Genomic DNA, 13,395 nt, shown 5'->3' with positions numbered 1-13,395 from the left:
TCCTGCTACCCCGCGACCTTGACGGTGGTGTTGGCGCCCCAGATCGCCAAGCTCAGGAACAGGTCGATGACGTTGATCGCGACGATCGCGGTCCGGACTGCGCGTCCCACGGCGACGCCGACACCGGCCGGTCCGCCACTCGCGTAATAGCCGTAGTAGCAATGGATCAGCATGATCACGATGGCGAAGATGACGACCTTGAGGAACGAATAGAAGACGTCGATCGGCGGCAGGAATTCATGGAACACGCTGTCGTAGGTGCCGGCCGACTGGTGGAAGTAGTCGATGACGATGAACCGAGTAGCGAAGTACGAGGCGAGCAGTCCGACCACGTAGAGCGGGACTACCGCGACGAGCCCCGCAATCAGCCGGGTGGTGACGAGGTAGGGAATGGACGGCACGCCCATGACCTCGAGCGCATCCACCTCCTCGGCGATCCGCATGGCCCCGAGTTGGGCGGTGAACCCGGCGCCGACGGTCGCCGACAGCGCCAGGCCGGCGACCAACGGGGAGATCTCACGGGTGTTGAAGTACGCGGAAATGAAGGCCGCGAACCGGGCTACGCCGATTTGGTTGAGCCCCTGGTAGCCCTCCAGCCCCACTTCGGTGCCGGTGAAGAAGGTGAGGAAACCGATCACGCCGACACTTCCCGCGATGATCGCGAGCGCGCCCGAACCGAGACTTACCTCGGCGATTAGCCGGACGATCTCCTTGTAGTACCTGACGACCGCGCGCGGCGCCCAAATGATCGACCGCCCGTAGAACGACAACTGTTCGCCCATGTCGTCCAGCGCGCCGAGCGGGATGTCGACGAAGGTGCGGCGCAGGAGGCGAAGGGGTGCGCGCAGTGGACGGGGAAGCGTTCCGGCGGTGGCCACTTAGGTTGCCTTCTGCGGGACGATCTGGAAGTAAATCGCCGTCAGGATGAAATTCGTCAGGAACAACAGCATAAAGGTGATGATCACGCTCTGGTTGACGGCGTCGCCGACCCCCTTGGGGCCGGCGCCCGGATTCAGCCCCTTGTAGGCAGCCACCAGCGCCGCGATCAGCCCGAAGATTGCCGCCTTGAATTCCCCGGCGAAAAGATCCTGGATCTGCGCGAGCGCGGTGAACGACGATAGGTAGGCGCCGGGTGTTCCGTGTTGGATGATCACATTGAAGAAATAGCCGCCGCAGACGCCGACAACCGAGACCAGGCCGTTCAGCAGAACGGCGACGATGATCGAGGCGAAAACCCTCGGCACTACCAGGCGTTGGATCGGGGAGATCCCCAGCACTTCCATGGCGTCGATCTCGTCCCGGATCTTGCGACTGCCCAGGTCTGCGCAGATCGCCGAACCGCCCGCGCCGGCGATGAGCAACGCCGTCACGATCGGCGAGGCTTCCCGGACGATCGCCAGCACCGAGGCGGCCCCGGTGAACGACTGTGCGCCGACCTGCCTGGTCAGGTTGCCGAGCTCTAGGGCGATGACGGCGCCGAACGGGATCGAGACGAGGGCGGTCGGAAGGATCGTCACGCTTGCGATGAACCAGGCCTGGTCGATCAGCTCCGCCCACTGGAAGGGCCGGCGGACGGTCGCCCGCATGGTGTCCAGCGCGAGAGCGAAGAAGCTGCCGGTCTGCCGGAACACCCCGAGCGGGAGGGTGCCGCTCACCTGGCCTCCGGGCTGCCCCGCCGCCGCGCGGCCGCCTTGGTCCCCGCGGCGGGCCTCCCCCCGGCGACGGAACCACGGCTCGTCGCACTCTTGGCCGCGCCACGACTCCCTGCCGCCTTCGCCGCCGCCCGTTTCGGCGCGGCCTTGGCCACCGCATGCTTCGCCTTCGGTTTCGCAGCGGCAGGCCCCGGCGCCCCGGAACGCCGGCCGGTGCCGGTCCGCTTCGACGGAACGACCCGCACCGACACCTCGCCGTCGTCGTCGGACTCGGCGGGACGTGCCACGGGGCGATTCGCCGGCCGACGCCGGGCCCCGTCGGCCGGAGCGCTAGCCGCGGGTGGCCCGGTCGCCCGGTTCCACCGGTCGGGGTCGCCCTCACCGACGTAGGAACCGGGTGGCGGGGTCACGCCGTTCTCGGTGAGCCACTTACCCGGGAGGCGCATCGTCGGCCGCGGCTGGCCGTCGCTGGGAAGGATCTGCGGGGGGATCGGTGGCAGGTCAGGGATAACCTCGCCCGACTCGGCCTCGGCGGCGAGCTCCGCGGCGTCCTTCTCCTCCGCCATCCCGATCGGCCCCTGTCGGCGGGCATTGAGGAACTGCCGGACAACCGGCTCTTGGCTCGACAGCAGCATCTCGCGCGGGCCGAACATGGCCAGGTGCCGACGGTAGAGCAGGCCGATGTTGTCCGGAACGGTCCGCGCCGTGTTGACGTCGTGGGTGACGATCAGCATGGTCGCCTGGATCTGCGAATTCAGATCGATGATCAGCTGGTTGAGATAAGCCGAACGGACCGGGTCCAATCCCGAGTCCGGCTCGTCGAATAGCAGGATTTGCGGATCGAGAACCAGCGCGCGGGCCAACCCGGCCCGCTTGCGCATCCCCCCGGAGATCTCCCCGGGGAGCTTGCGCTCGGCCCCGGTGAGGCCGGTGATCTCGAGCTTCTCCATGACAATGTCGCGAATTTCCTTCTCGCTCTTCTTCGTGTGCTCCCGCAGCGGGAAGGCGACGTTGTCATAGATATTCATCGATCCGAACAGGGCGCCGTCCTGAAACAGGACACCGAACAACCGACGCACCTCGTAGAGCTTGTGCTCGGAGAGCCTGGGGACGTCCTGCCCGTCCACATAGACGTGCCCACGGTCCGGCCGCAACAGGCCGATCAGATGTTTGAGGAAGACCGACTTGCCGGTCCCGGATGGGCCCAGCAGAACGGAGATCTCCCCGGCCGGCAGGGTGAGGGAGACGTCCTCCCAGATCATCTGGCGGCCGAACGACTTGGTCAGCCCCTCGACCCGGACCTCAACACCCACGCCGCCCGTCCCTTCGCCCTCGCCGGAGGGGCGAGCCTAGAGCCGGTCCGCGACTGTGACCGGCGCCACAACAAGCCGATGGTGACCGCAGGGTAGCCCATTCGCGCGGGGGCGCCCAGGACGGTTCGGTCGCTACCGCCGCTTGCCCCGCTCGGGCGCCACGGGGCGCACTGGCGTCCGATCGGCTACTTCACCGTGACCTTGGCGCCGGCGCCTTCGAGGGCCGCCTTCGCCTTTTCGGCGGTCTCCTTGTTCACCTTCTCGAGCAGCGCCTTCGGGGCCCCGTCGACCAGGTCCTTCGCTTCCTTGAGACCGAGGCTGGTCAGCGCGCGAACCTCCTTGATCACCTGGATCTTCTTGTCTCCGGCTCCTTCGAGGATTACGTCGAACTCGTCCTGCTCCTCAACGGCGGCATCGCCGGCGCCGGCGCCCCCGCCCGTGGCGGGCGCTGCTGCGACCGCCACGGGTGCTGCCGCAGTGACGCCGAAGGTCTCTTCGAACTCCTTTACGAATTCGGAGAGCTCGATGAGGGTCATTTCCTTGAATGCCTCGAGCAGGTCGGGCGTGCTGAGCTTCGCCATCAGTGGATCCTTCCTGGTACGGGTTGCGGGGAGGGGTGTGGGCTACTACGCGTCGGGTTCGGCGCCCGGCCCGGCGTCGCCGGTGGCCGCCGGGGGCACGTGATCAGGCTGCGGATCGGGGGGCGACTCGGCGCCGTCCTCGGCGTCGCTGGCCTCGGCGGCGGCGTCCGCCTCGTCGGATGCGGTTTCGGTGGCAGCGCCGTCCTCGGCGTCGCTGGCCTCGGCGGCGGCGTCCGCCTCGTCGGATGCGGTTTCGGTGGCAGCGCCGTCCTCGGCGTCGCTGGCCTCGGCGGCGGCGTCCGCCTCGTCGGATGCGGTTTCGGTGGCGGCGCCGTCCTCGGCGTCGCTGGCCTCGGGGCTCGCCTCAGCGGCGCCGCGACCGCCGATGATCGAAGGATCAACGGCCGCCTTCTGCTCGAGCGCACCGATGAGCCGGGCGACCTGAGCCAGCGGGGCCGCGAACAGACCGACCGCCTGCGACAGCGACGCCTTCATCGCTCCGGCCAGCTTGGCGAGCAAGACCTCCCGGGACTCGAGGTCGGCGAGCCGACGGATCTCGTCCGCGGTGAGCTCCCGCCCGTCGAGCACCCCACCCTTGACGATGAGCGCCGGGTTGCCCCGCGCAAAGTCTCGGATGCCCTTCGCGACCGTGACCGGATCCCCGGTGACGAATGCGATCGCCGAGGGGCCCTCGAGTAGCGGCTCGAGCATGCCTAGGCCGGCCTCGCGGGCAGCGATCCGGCCCAGCGTGTTCTTCACGACTGCATAGGTGGCGTCCGCGGAGAGGGTCCGGCGCAACTCCTTGAGCTGGGCCACCGTGAGCCCCCGGTACTCGGTGAGCAAGGCTGCCGAGGAACTGCGGAATGCCTCGGTGATCTCGGCCACCGCGGCGGCCTTGTCCGGCCTGGCCATGGGTCTCCTTCCGCTGCACAGGGCGCGCCGCCAACCAGGTCGCAAACGAGAAAACGCCCCGGCGCAGGTGCCCGGGGCGACGACGGTCAGACGACCGGCATGGTCGGATCACACCTGCGCAGGTCGCCCGCTCGTCGCGGAACCTTCTGCCGCCCTCACGGGCGGCGACCGGCGGTCTTCGGCTGGATGCAGGATAGCGCAACGGCGCTCAGCCGGCGGGGGCCGCCTCCTCGAGCAGGTTGCGCGTCCGGTTCGGATCGACCTGGATCCCGGGGCCCATCGTGGTACTCCAGGTGATCTTGCGAAGATAGCGGCCCTTCGCGGACGACGGCTTCGCGCGGACGAGCTCGTCGATGACCGCCGCATAGTTCTCGACCAGGGCCGATTCGCTGAACGAGGCTTTCCCGACGACGAGATGCAGGTTGGCCTGGCGGTCCACCCGGTATTCGATCTTACCGCCCTTGATGTCGGTCACGGCCTTGCCGACGTCGTTCGTCACCGTGCCCGTCTTCGGGTTGGGCATGAGTCCGCGCGGGCCGAGAACCCGCCCGAGACGTCCGACCTTCCCCATCATGTCCGGAGTAGCGACCGCAGCATCGAAATCGAGGAATCCCCCCGCGACCTTCTCGACCAGGTCGTCCGCGCCGACGACCTCGGCGCCGGCCGCCCGGGCCTCGTCGGCCTTCTCGCCGGTGGCGAACACCGCCACCCGGGCGGTCTTCCCGGTGCCATGCGGCAGGCTCACGGTGCCGCGAACCATCTGGTCGGCCTTGCGCGGGTCGACCCCGAGCCGCAGAGCGACCTCGACCGTGGCGTCGAAGCCACGGGTGGTGGTGGTCTGCTTGGCCAGGCGGGCTGCCTCGAGCGGGCTATACAGCCGCTCGTGGTCGATGAGCGCCTCAACCAGGCGATAAGACTTGCTGCGCTTCATGCGCTCTCCTTCGATTGCTGGGAAGAGTCGTGGTCAGCGGGCCAGCGCCTGGCCCTCCCACGCGGTCGTCCTAGTTCCGGATCGTGACGCCCATCGAGCGCGCGGTGCCGGCCACGATCTTCTCGGCCGCCTCCACGTCGTTGGCGTTGAGATCCGGCATCTTGGCTTCGGCGATCTCCCGAAGCTGGGCCCGGGTGATCGAGGCGACCTTGGACTTGTGCGGCTCGCCCGACCCCTTCTCGACCCCGGCCGCCTTGAGTATCAGCCGGGCCGCCGGCGGGGTCTTCGTGATGAAGGTGAACGACCGGTCCTCGAACACCGTGATCTCGACCGGGACCACCTGCCCACGCTGGGCCTCGGTGCTCACGTTGTACTGCTTGCAGAACTCCATGATGTTGACGCCGTGCTGACCCAGTGCGGGCCCGACGGGCGGTGCCGGCGTCGCGGCGCCGGCCTGGATCTGCAGCTTGATGATCGCCGCGACCTTTTTCTTCGGAGGCATGTGGTCCTTCGTTCGGTGGTGGCTGGGCCGAATCAGATCTTGCTGACCTGGCCAAAGGAAAGTTCGACAGGGGTCTCCCGGCCGAAGATCGACACGAGGACCTTGAGCTTCTGCGCGTCCGGATTGATCTCATTGATCGTCGCTGGCAGGGTCGCGAACGGACCATCCATGACGGTGACCGACTCCCCGACCTCGAAGTCCACGACCCGGGGCGCCTCGACCTTGCGCTCCTTGGTGGCCGGCGCGAGCTGAGAGGCGACCTCGTCCATGGTCAGGGGGGTCGGGTGGTTGGTCTGGCCGACGAACCCGGTGACGCCCGGGGTGTTGCGGACAGCCGACCAGGACTCGTCGGTGAGCTCCATCCGTACGAACAGGTAGCCGGGCAGCTTCTTGCGGGTGACCAGCTGACGTTTCCCGGACTTGATCTCGGTGACCTCCTCGGTGGGCACCTCGATCTGGTAGATGAAGTCCTCCATGTTCAACGAGGTGATCCGGCTCTCCAGGTTGGTCTTCACCTTGTTCTCGTAGCCGGCATAGGAGTGCACGACGTACCACTCGCCGGGCGCACTTTCGAGGGCCTGGCGGAAAGCGACCACCGGGTCCGCCTCCTCCGGCTCGGCTTCCGGCTCGGCTAGCGGCTCGGCTATCGGCTCGGCGTCGCCAACGGGGGCCTCGTCGGCGCCCACCGGGTCGACCGGAACCGGACCAGACCCGGCCTCCTCGGCGCCGCCATTGGGATCGGCGTCCCCAGCGACCAGGTCGTCGGCGTCCGCGACGATCTCCGTAACGTGACCCTGCCCGTCCGGCGTGGCCTCGGCCGGCACCGGCTCGACGGGGCCGCGCGAGCCGACCTCCGGGTGGGAGAACGCGCCGGGCACGACGCGGGCCTGGGCGCGAACCGGCTCGTCCCGGCCCAGGAGTTCCGGTGGATCGGTCGCCGGGTCCTCGGATCCGGCCGTCCCGGACCCGTCCGGGGCGGGCGCGGCCGCGTCGTCGCGGTCGGACGTCGTGGTGTACTCGGACACGAAACGATCTTCCTTATCGGGAGCTTGGCGGGTCAGCCGAAGACGCTTAGGACGGCCTTACCGAACAGGTAGTCGAAGCCGGCCACGATGAGGATCATCGCGGTGACGAAGACCAGGGACACGAGCGTGTAGGTGATCAGTTCGGAGCGGGTCGGCCAGATGACCTTCCGCAGCTCCGCGATTACCTGCTTGTAGTACAGAGACACCCGGCCGACCGGGCCGCGGGCACCGCGACCACCGGCAGCAGGCGTCGGCTGCGCCGGTCGCTCAGCGGTCTGAGTCACGAAACCTCACTCATCGGTCGGTCATCGGGGTGGCAGCGGACCTGGCAGGGCAGGAGGGACTCGAACCCCCAACCACCGGTTTTGGAGACCGGGACTCTGGCCAATTGAGCTACTGCCCTGTGTTGTCCGGATCGGGAGCGGCCCGACACGGGGCCTCAGTGTACGTGCCGTGACCGGGCCGGTCGACCGGCTCCAGGGATGATCCACCACCGCACCGGGCCGAACGCGCTGGACCGCATCGGGGACGATGCGCGAGCATCGCGTCATGGCACGCATCTCGGTCCGGATCGCCAGCATCACGGAATCCGCCACACTGGCCGTCGACGCCAAGGCGAAAGCGCTCAGGGCGGCGGGGCGCGATGTGATCGGGTTCGGAGCGGGCGAACCTGACTTTCCCACCCCGCAGCACATCGTCGAAGCAGCCGCCCGGGCATGCGCCGACCCCCGATTCCACCACTACACCCCGGCTGCGGGGCTGCCGGAACTTCGGGTAGCGGTGGCCGAGAAGACGCTGCGGGACTCCGGCTACGCGGTGGCTCCAGCGCAGGTGCTCATCACAAACGGTGGCAAGCAAGCGGTGTACGAGGCATTCGCGAGCCTGCTCGACCCGGGCGACGAGGTTCTGCTGCCCGCGCCGTACTGGACGACTTATCCGGAGGCGATCCGACTCGCCGGCGGGGTGCCGGTCGAGGTGGTGACCGACGACGCAGCTGGCTACCTGGCCACCGTAGAGCAGCTGGAGGCTTCCCGGACCGAGCGGACGAAGGCCCTGCTGTTCTGCTCGCCATCGAACCCGACCGGGGCTGTCTACCCTCCAGAGCAGGTCACGGCGATCGGCCACTGGGCACTCGACCATGGGGTGTGGGTGGTCGCCGACGAGATATACGAGCACCTGGTCTACGACGGCGCGACGCACGTGTCCATGCCGGCAGTCGTCCCGGGGCTCGCCGACACCTGCATCGTCGTCAACGGGGTCGCAAAGACGTACGCGATGACCGGCTGGCGAGTCGGCTGGCTGATCGGGCCCCCCGATGTGGTCGCCGGCGCGGCTAACCTCCAGTCCCACCTCACCTCCAACGTGGCCAATGTCTCGCAGGCGGCCGCCCTGGCCGCGGTCAGCGGCGACCTGGTCGCGGCCCACGAGATGCGGGTGGCTTTCGACCGACGGCGGCGCACGATGACCCGGATGCTCAACGAGATCCCCGGCGTGAGCTGCCCGGAGCCGCAGGGGGCTTTCTACTGCTATCCGTCGCTCCGGGCACTGCTCGGCCGTGAACTCCGAGGGCGCCGCCCGGTGAGCACGGCGGAGCTAGCCGAGCTCATCCTCGAGGAGGTGGAGGTGGCGATCGTGCCCGGCGAGGCATTCGGCACCCCCGGCTACGCTCGCATGTCCTACGCCCTCGGGGACGACGACCTGATCGAGGGGGTCACCCGGATGGCCAAGCTGCTCGCCGAAGCCGGCTGATTCAGCGCGGCGCCAGCAGGTCGGTCCGCCCGCGGTAGCGGCGGAGAAACCGCCGATAGTTTCGGCGCGATTCCCGGTCGCGATAATCGGGGTCGCTGTCGTGGTAGCCGCGATGCCGGCCCTGATGGCAAGGCAGGTCGGGGTCCGGCACGACGAGCCGGCCCGCACCGGTTTCCCGGAGCATGAAGGAGAACTCCATGTCGGCGTTCCGGTAGAACCGGGCCTTCGGATCAGGTCCCCCGGCCAGCCGGGCCGCAGAACGTCGCACGGCGAACAGGTACCCGAGCAGCGCGTCCACCTCGCCCGGCCCGGCCGGGTGGAAGGAGCGCCAGTCGTCGTCGAGGTCGACGTTGACGCCCTGCCAACCGGCCCCGGCAACCGTCCGGTCCGCGAAAGCCGCGAGCAGCGGCGCCAGGGCATCTCCGTCGAAGACCGTCGACGGGTCGCACCAGACATGCACGGCGGCGGTGTCGGCGCGCTGCATCGCCCGCCGCGCCGCGGCCCAGCCGGCCGGCGCCGCCACGTGCCACACCTCGAGTCGTGACGGATGGCCGGCGGCGGCCTCGTCGAGCACCGCCCCGGCTCCGTCGGCGCTGGCCAGGTCGAGTGCCTGCACTTTGACGTCCGCGGGGAGGTGCGTGATCAGCGCCGCGACGCTCGTGCGGACGTCGTCCGGCCAGCCCTCGACGAGCAGGCTCACGGTGGCCCGACCGTCGTCGGGGAGCCCGGACCGGTCCGGCAGATCCGTCACCGCGTCGAGGACGGCCCGGCTTTCCCGCGCTGTGAGCGCCCACCCATCAGCACCGTCGTGGACCGTCCAGCCCGCTTCGGCAATCTCCTCGCGGAGCCTGTCGGCGCCGGCGAAGTCGCGAGCCGCCCGGGCCGCAGCCCGAGCTTCGGCCAGCAATCGCACCGACTCCGGCGCGGTCACGCCAGCTGGACGACCGCGCTCGCCGCGGACAGAACCCGCTCGTCACCGACCCGGGCGGTCAGGGCCACCCGAACGCGGTTGTCGTCCAGCAACTCCTCGACCACGCCGGACACCTCGAGGAGCGCGCCCAGGTCGTCGTCGGCGACGATGACCGGCCGGGAAAAGCGGACCCCGTACTCGACGAGCGCCCCGGGGTCACCCGTCCAGTCGGTGACGACCCGAGCCGCCTCGGCCATGGTGAACATGCCGTGCGCTATCACGTCGGGTAGTCCGACCGCCTTCGCGATCCGCTCGTTCCAGTGGATGACGTTGAAATCCCCGGACGCCCCTCCATACCGGAGCAGGTGCAACCGCTGGATCGGGTAGGACCCGGTCGGCAGTTCGGTGCCAACCTCGACCGAGTCGTAGCGCACGCTGGCGGTCATCACCCCTCCTTACCGGCGGCGGTGCCGCGGGACACGATCGTCGAGGTGGCGGTGCAGACGCGCTCGCCCTCCTCGGTGGAGATCTCCATCTTCAGGGTCACGATCTCGTTGGCACCGGCGTCGCGGATGTCTTCTACGGTCGACACGAAGACCAGCCGATCCCCGGGCCGGGCCGGGCGGTGGTGGACGTAGCGCTGCTCACCGTGCACCACTCGTGCGTAGTCGAGACCGAAGTTCGGATCGGCGATCGGGCCGGCGAAGGGGAAGCGGAATCCGAGCACGGTGAGGAACGTCGGGGGGGCGATGACGTCGGGATGTCCGAGGGCCTTCGCGGCTTCGGGGTCCCGGTAGGCCGGGTTCTGGTCGCCGACCGCGTCGGCGAACTCGCGGATCTTTTCCCTCCCAACCTCGTAGAAGCCGTCGGCGCGGTACTCGCGGCCGATGAACTCTCGGTTGATCGGCATGAGACGTCCTTTCCCACCAGGGGCCGGGTGACGGCAACAACGGACGCTAGCAGTAGTTCACGGTCCGGCCAGCGGCGAGATCTCGAAGCTGCTGACCGGTTCGGTGAAACCACGGACCGTCTGCGGCGGCCGGGGGCGGATCGTCCAATCGGCACGACTCAGGGCAACCGTGAGTTCGTCGTTAACGAGGACGATGCCTGGACCGGCAATCGCTGTAAGCCGCGCAGCAAGGTTGACCGTGGGTCCGAAATAGTCGCCCTCCTGGGCGAGCACCGGCCCGAATGCGCAGCCCGCGCGGACCGGGAGGCCAGCGTCGCGGGCCCGAGGATGGTGGACAAGGGCGACCGCGATGGCGGCGAGCCGAGCCGCGGTCGGAGACACGAACATGACGGCGTCGCCGATGAACTTCACCACCCGCCCGCCGCCGTCTTGCACCGCCTCGGCGGCGGAGGCTTCGAAGGCGCTGAGCACTCGGGACAGTCCACCGAGCGGCAGCCGTCGGGATAGCTCGGTGAACCCAGACAGGTCGGCGAACCCGACCCCGAGGCGCAGCCCGACATCATCGAGGGAAGTCGGGACGAGGATCTCCTCGAAGTGCCGTCGCACCAACTCGACGTGGTGACGGTGGATGACGTCGAGGACCCGCCCGACGTCGGGGACGAGCCGGGCGACACCCGCCCAGGCCTGCGCTGTGACCAGTTCGCTCTGGGTGCGCGACACGTTGATCTCCGGCAGGGTCAGCCGGACCGCCGACGACTCGGCCTCGGCGACCCGTCCGGCGGCAGATCCGATCACCCGGCACATGCCGAGCGCAGCATCCTCACCGACCAGTTCGAGGACCGACCGGTAGATGCCGAAGACCTCGAGATCGGCCGGGGAGGCGACCTTCGCATCCGCCGCCGTGTCGGCCAACCCGAAGGCCCGCCAGGCCCGCAGCACGACGAAGATGTCGAGGTCGAGGGTCTCGGCCACCTCGGCAAGGCTGTGGGCGTCGGGGTCCGGGCGCACCACCCGATCGCCCGCCAAGGCGAACAGCCGGCCGCGTTGGTCTGCCGACGACATCTCCTCGAGGCTCGCCCCGTGCTCGCTCAGGAACCGGAGGAGGGCGAGGCGCTCGCCCGCATCAGGGGCGTTGGGGTCGTAAAGGCCAGCGTCCTGCCAGACGTCCGGGGCGGGCGTCCCCTGGCCGCCCGGCTTCGCGTCGGGGAGCCGGTCGGTCAGCGGGTCTCGCGGTGTGTCGTATGGCTCCGGCAGTTCGGGCAGAACTTCTTCAACTCGAGCCGATCCGGGTCGTTGCGACGGTTCTTGCGGGTGATGTAGTTGCGGTGCTTGCAGTCCTGGCAGGCCATGGTGACCTTGGGACGGACATCGGTGGCGGCCACGGCGCGGTGCCTCTTTCGCGGAAGTCAGTGCCGGAATCGACCCCCAGGGTAGCCCATCGGCGCCCGGCGACGGGTCGCCCGTTGCGGACCGGCGCGGCCCCGACCTGCCGCGGGAAGCCGACGTGACCCGGTCCGTAGCGGAGGCCGGATTTGAACCGGCGACCTAGCGATTATGAGCCGCTTGCTCTGCCTGGCTGAGCTACTCCGCCGCGCGCCGCGTTCGGCGCCCGGCAATGGTCGCACAACGGGAGCGCGCTCAGCCGCTGGGAAACCATGTCGGCGCTCGGCCTACGTTGTGATCGTGGCGACCCCCCCGCATCTGCCCGGGATCTTCGGCAGCCTCGCGCCGGTCTTGAACTCCTACGGCTATCTCGCGGTGGCCGGCCTGGTGCTCGCCGAGTCCTTCGGGCTACCACTGCCGGGCGAGACGGTGCTCATCGCCGCCGCGATATACGCCGGGGCCGGGCAGCTCAACATCGTGGCGGTGGCCACGGTCGCCTGGGCCGCCGCCGTCGCAGGGAACACCATCGGATTCGCCCTGGGACGGCAGGGGGGGCGCCGGCTGCTCGTCCGTTGGGGTCGCTACGTCCGATTGACCCCGGAGCGGATCGACCGGGCGAGTGATTTCCTCGCCCGTCGAGGGGTCCTGGTCGTCGTCGTCGGGCGCTTCGTCGAGGGGCTGCGTCAGCTCAACGGGATCATTGCCGGCATCTCCGACATGTCGTGGCTCCGGTTCCTCCTCGCCAACGCGGTCGGCGCCGCGCTCTGGGTGGGCGCCTGGACGGCGGTCGGGGACGTCGCCGGGGCGCACATCGACCCGGTCTACCGGGCCGTCCAGCGGTACACCGTCTACGCGCTAGTTGCCGCCGGGGTAATCATCGTCGGATTCGTCGTCCGCCACATCCGACGTCGGCGGGGCCGCCCGGCACGATAACGCCGCGCATTTCCGAGCCCCCTTACGGAATCGAACCGTAGACCTTCTCCTTACCATGGAGACGCTCTGCCGACTGAGCTAAGGGGGCGGCAGGCGACAGATTACACGCCAGCGCTCAACGCTTTAGCGGTCTGATCTGGTGGCAGGTGTTGGGTTCGAACCAACGTAGGCTTAGCCGACGGTTTTACAGACCTCCATCGTTGCGAGTTGTACCGGCGGATGGATGGCCTTGAAATGCTGGATTCTCGGCGCTTCGGACTCTGCGGCCGGACGGGGCCGTGCCAGTTACGTGCCAGCTGGGCAGCCGACGACGGCGGGGCCAGTAGCATGATCCTATGGCTGTGTCCGAGCTTGTGTTCGTCGTCGAAGAGGCCCCCGAGGGGGGGTATCTGGCCCGCGCCCTCGGTGAATCGATCGTGACCGAGGCGGACGACCTCGATGGCCTGCGGGCGATGGTGCGCGATGCGGTGCTGTGCCACTTCGACGAGGAGGACCGGCCGAAGGCGGTCCGGCTGCACTTGGTCCATGACGAGCTACTCGCCGTGGGAGGCTGCCCCGGGACCTGAGCGGGCGTGACGTGGCGACGCTGCTGCG

General features: G+C 68.9%; 15 protein-coding genes, 3 tRNA genes and 2 pseudogenes. 3 read left to right on the top strand and 17 right to left on the bottom strand.

What is annotated here, in order from left to right:
- Positions 1-5: 5 nt before the first annotated feature.
- The 10 genes and pseudogenes from VNG13_11640 to VNG13_11595 all read right to left on the bottom strand — a co-directional run bounded on the left by VNG13_11640 (position 6) and on the right by VNG13_11595 (position 7,319).
- Positions 6-782: an ABC transporter permease gene (locus VNG13_11640; GenBank protein HVA61166.1), complete on the bottom strand. Its 777-nt coding sequence runs from the start codon at positions 780-782 to the stop codon at positions 6-8.
- A gap of 96 nt (positions 783-878) precedes the next feature.
- Positions 879-1,586 carry an ABC transporter permease gene (locus tag VNG13_11635; GenBank protein ID HVA61165.1) on the bottom strand — a complete coding sequence of 236 codons (708 nt, stop codon included), beginning with the start codon at positions 1,584-1,586 and terminating at the stop codon, positions 879-881.
- Positions 1,587-2,185: 599 nt separating this feature from the next.
- Positions 2,186-2,965: pseudogene (locus VNG13_11630) on the bottom strand (ABC transporter ATP-binding protein).
- Positions 2,966-3,150: 185 nt separating this feature from the next.
- Positions 3,151-3,546, bottom strand: a complete 396-nt coding sequence (gene rplL, locus VNG13_11625) for a 50S ribosomal protein L7/L12 (GenBank protein HVA61164.1) — start codon at positions 3,544-3,546, stop codon at positions 3,151-3,153.
- 417 nt (positions 3,547-3,963) lie between these two features.
- Positions 3,964-4,458: pseudogene (gene rplJ / locus VNG13_11620) on the bottom strand (50S ribosomal protein L10).
- A 208-nt stretch (positions 4,459-4,666) separates the two neighbouring features.
- On the bottom strand, positions 4,667-5,389 hold the full coding sequence (gene rplA / locus VNG13_11615; protein HVA61163.1) for a 50S ribosomal protein L1: 723 nt from the start codon (positions 5,387-5,389) through the stop codon (positions 4,667-4,669).
- 70 nt (positions 5,390-5,459) lie between these two features.
- The gene (gene rplK, locus VNG13_11610) at positions 5,460-5,891 is read right to left on the bottom strand and encodes a 50S ribosomal protein L11 (protein ID HVA61162.1); all 432 of its coding nucleotides are present in this window, start codon (positions 5,889-5,891) and stop codon (positions 5,460-5,462) included.
- Positions 5,892-5,923: 32 nt separating this feature from the next.
- On the bottom strand, positions 5,924-6,577 hold the full coding sequence (gene nusG, locus VNG13_11605) for a transcription termination/antitermination protein NusG (GenBank protein HVA61161.1): 654 nt from the start codon (positions 6,575-6,577) through the stop codon (positions 5,924-5,926).
- Positions 6,578-6,948: 371 nt separating this feature from the next.
- Entirely contained in the window at positions 6,949-7,200 is a 252-nt protein-coding gene (secE, locus tag VNG13_11600) for a preprotein translocase subunit SecE (GenBank protein ID HVA61160.1), read from the bottom strand.
- Positions 7,201-7,242: 42 nt separating this feature from the next.
- Positions 7,243-7,319 (bottom strand) — tRNA-Trp (locus VNG13_11595).
- 146 nt (positions 7,320-7,465) lie between these two features.
- Here VNG13_11595 and VNG13_11590 point away from each other — a divergent pair.
- The gene (locus VNG13_11590) at positions 7,466-8,665 is read left to right on the top strand and encodes a pyridoxal phosphate-dependent aminotransferase (GenBank protein HVA61159.1); all 1,200 of its coding nucleotides are present in this window, start codon (positions 7,466-7,468) and stop codon (positions 8,663-8,665) included.
- A 1-nt stretch (position 8,666) separates the two neighbouring features.
- Here the strand turns inward: VNG13_11590 and VNG13_11585 are convergent, their stop codons facing one another.
- The 6 genes from VNG13_11585 to VNG13_11560 form a co-directional block, all read right to left on the bottom strand.
- A complete protein-coding gene (locus VNG13_11585) occupies positions 8,667-9,596 on the bottom strand; it encodes a hypothetical protein (protein HVA61158.1) in 930 nt (309 codons plus the stop codon).
- Entirely contained in the window at positions 9,593-10,021 is a 429-nt protein-coding gene (locus tag VNG13_11580; GenBank protein HVA61157.1) for a MaoC/PaaZ C-terminal domain-containing protein, read from the bottom strand. Before VNG13_11580 ends, VNG13_11585 begins: the two co-directional genes overlap by 4 nt.
- Positions 10,021-10,485, bottom strand: a complete 465-nt coding sequence (locus VNG13_11575; GenBank protein ID HVA61156.1) for a MaoC family dehydratase N-terminal domain-containing protein — start codon at positions 10,483-10,485, stop codon at positions 10,021-10,023. The genes VNG13_11580 and VNG13_11575 overlap by 1 nt, the downstream gene beginning before the upstream one ends.
- Positions 10,486-10,542: 57 nt before the next feature.
- Complete coding sequence (locus tag VNG13_11570; protein ID HVA61155.1) at positions 10,543-11,706, bottom strand: adenylate cyclase regulatory domain-containing protein; 1,164 nt, start codon at positions 11,704-11,706, stop codon at positions 10,543-10,545.
- The gene (gene rpmG / locus VNG13_11565; protein ID HVA61154.1) at positions 11,703-11,834 is read right to left on the bottom strand and encodes a 50S ribosomal protein L33; all 132 of its coding nucleotides are present in this window, start codon (positions 11,832-11,834) and stop codon (positions 11,703-11,705) included. The genes VNG13_11570 and rpmG overlap by 4 nt, the downstream gene beginning before the upstream one ends.
- A 168-nt stretch (positions 11,835-12,002) precedes the next feature.
- Positions 12,003-12,076 (bottom strand) — tRNA-Met (locus VNG13_11560).
- A 92-nt stretch (positions 12,077-12,168) separates the two neighbouring features.
- Between VNG13_11560 and VNG13_11555 the strand changes: the two genes are divergently transcribed.
- On the top strand, positions 12,169-12,801 hold the full coding sequence (locus tag VNG13_11555; GenBank protein ID HVA61153.1) for a DedA family protein: 633 nt from the start codon (positions 12,169-12,171) through the stop codon (positions 12,799-12,801).
- A gap of 15 nt (positions 12,802-12,816) precedes the next feature.
- Here VNG13_11555 and VNG13_11550 read toward each other — a convergent pair.
- Positions 12,817-12,889: transfer RNA gene (locus VNG13_11550), tRNA-Thr, on the bottom strand.
- Between the two features lie 247 nt (positions 12,890-13,136).
- Between VNG13_11550 and VNG13_11545 the strand changes: the two genes are divergently transcribed.
- Entirely contained in the window at positions 13,137-13,367 is a 231-nt protein-coding gene (locus VNG13_11545; protein HVA61152.1) for a hypothetical protein, read from the top strand.
- The last annotated feature ends 28 nt before the right edge of the window (positions 13,368-13,395 follow it).

It is taken from the genome of Mycobacteriales bacterium (genome assembly GCA_035533475.1).
Classification (GTDB): domain Bacteria; phylum Actinomycetota; class Actinomycetes; order DATLTS01; family DATLTS01; genus DATLTS01.
The sequence above is the reverse complement of the archived record's forward strand: the minus strand, read 5'-3'. Positions and strand labels throughout refer to the sequence as shown.

What these genes read in the sequence shown, in the direction of transcription:
- VNG13_11580 (HVA61157.1), bottom strand. Translation starts at nt 10,021, where the DNA reads ATGACCGCCAGCGTGCGCTACGACTCGGTCGAGGTTGGCACCGAACTG.
- rplL (HVA61164.1), bottom strand. Translation starts at nt 3,546, where the DNA reads ATGGCGAAGCTCAGCACGCCCGACCTGCTCGAGGCATTCAAGGAAATG.
- VNG13_11635 (HVA61165.1), bottom strand. Translation starts at nt 1,586, where the DNA reads ATGCGGGCGACCGTCCGCCGGCCCTTCCAGTGGGCGGAGCTGATCGAC.
- VNG13_11575 (HVA61156.1), bottom strand. Translation starts at nt 10,485, where the DNA reads ATGCCGATCAACCGAGAGTTCATCGGCCGCGAGTACCGCGCCGACGGC.
- rplA (HVA61163.1), bottom strand. Translation starts at nt 5,389, where the DNA reads ATGAAGCGCAGCAAGTCTTATCGCCTGGTTGAGGCGCTCATCGACCAC.
- VNG13_11590 (HVA61159.1), top strand. Translation starts at nt 7,466, where the DNA reads ATGGCACGCATCTCGGTCCGGATCGCCAGCATCACGGAATCCGCCACA.
- rpmG (HVA61154.1), bottom strand. Translation starts at nt 11,834, where the DNA reads ATGGCCTGCCAGGACTGCAAGCACCGCAACTACATCACCCGCAAGAAC.
- VNG13_11640 (HVA61166.1), bottom strand. Translation starts at nt 782, where the DNA reads ATGGGCGAACAGTTGTCGTTCTACGGGCGGTCGATCATTTGGGCGCCG.
- rplK (HVA61162.1), bottom strand. Translation starts at nt 5,891, where the DNA reads ATGCCTCCGAAGAAAAAGGTCGCGGCGATCATCAAGCTGCAGATCCAG.
- VNG13_11545 (HVA61152.1), top strand. Translation starts at nt 13,137, where the DNA reads ATGGCTGTGTCCGAGCTTGTGTTCGTCGTCGAAGAGGCCCCCGAGGGG.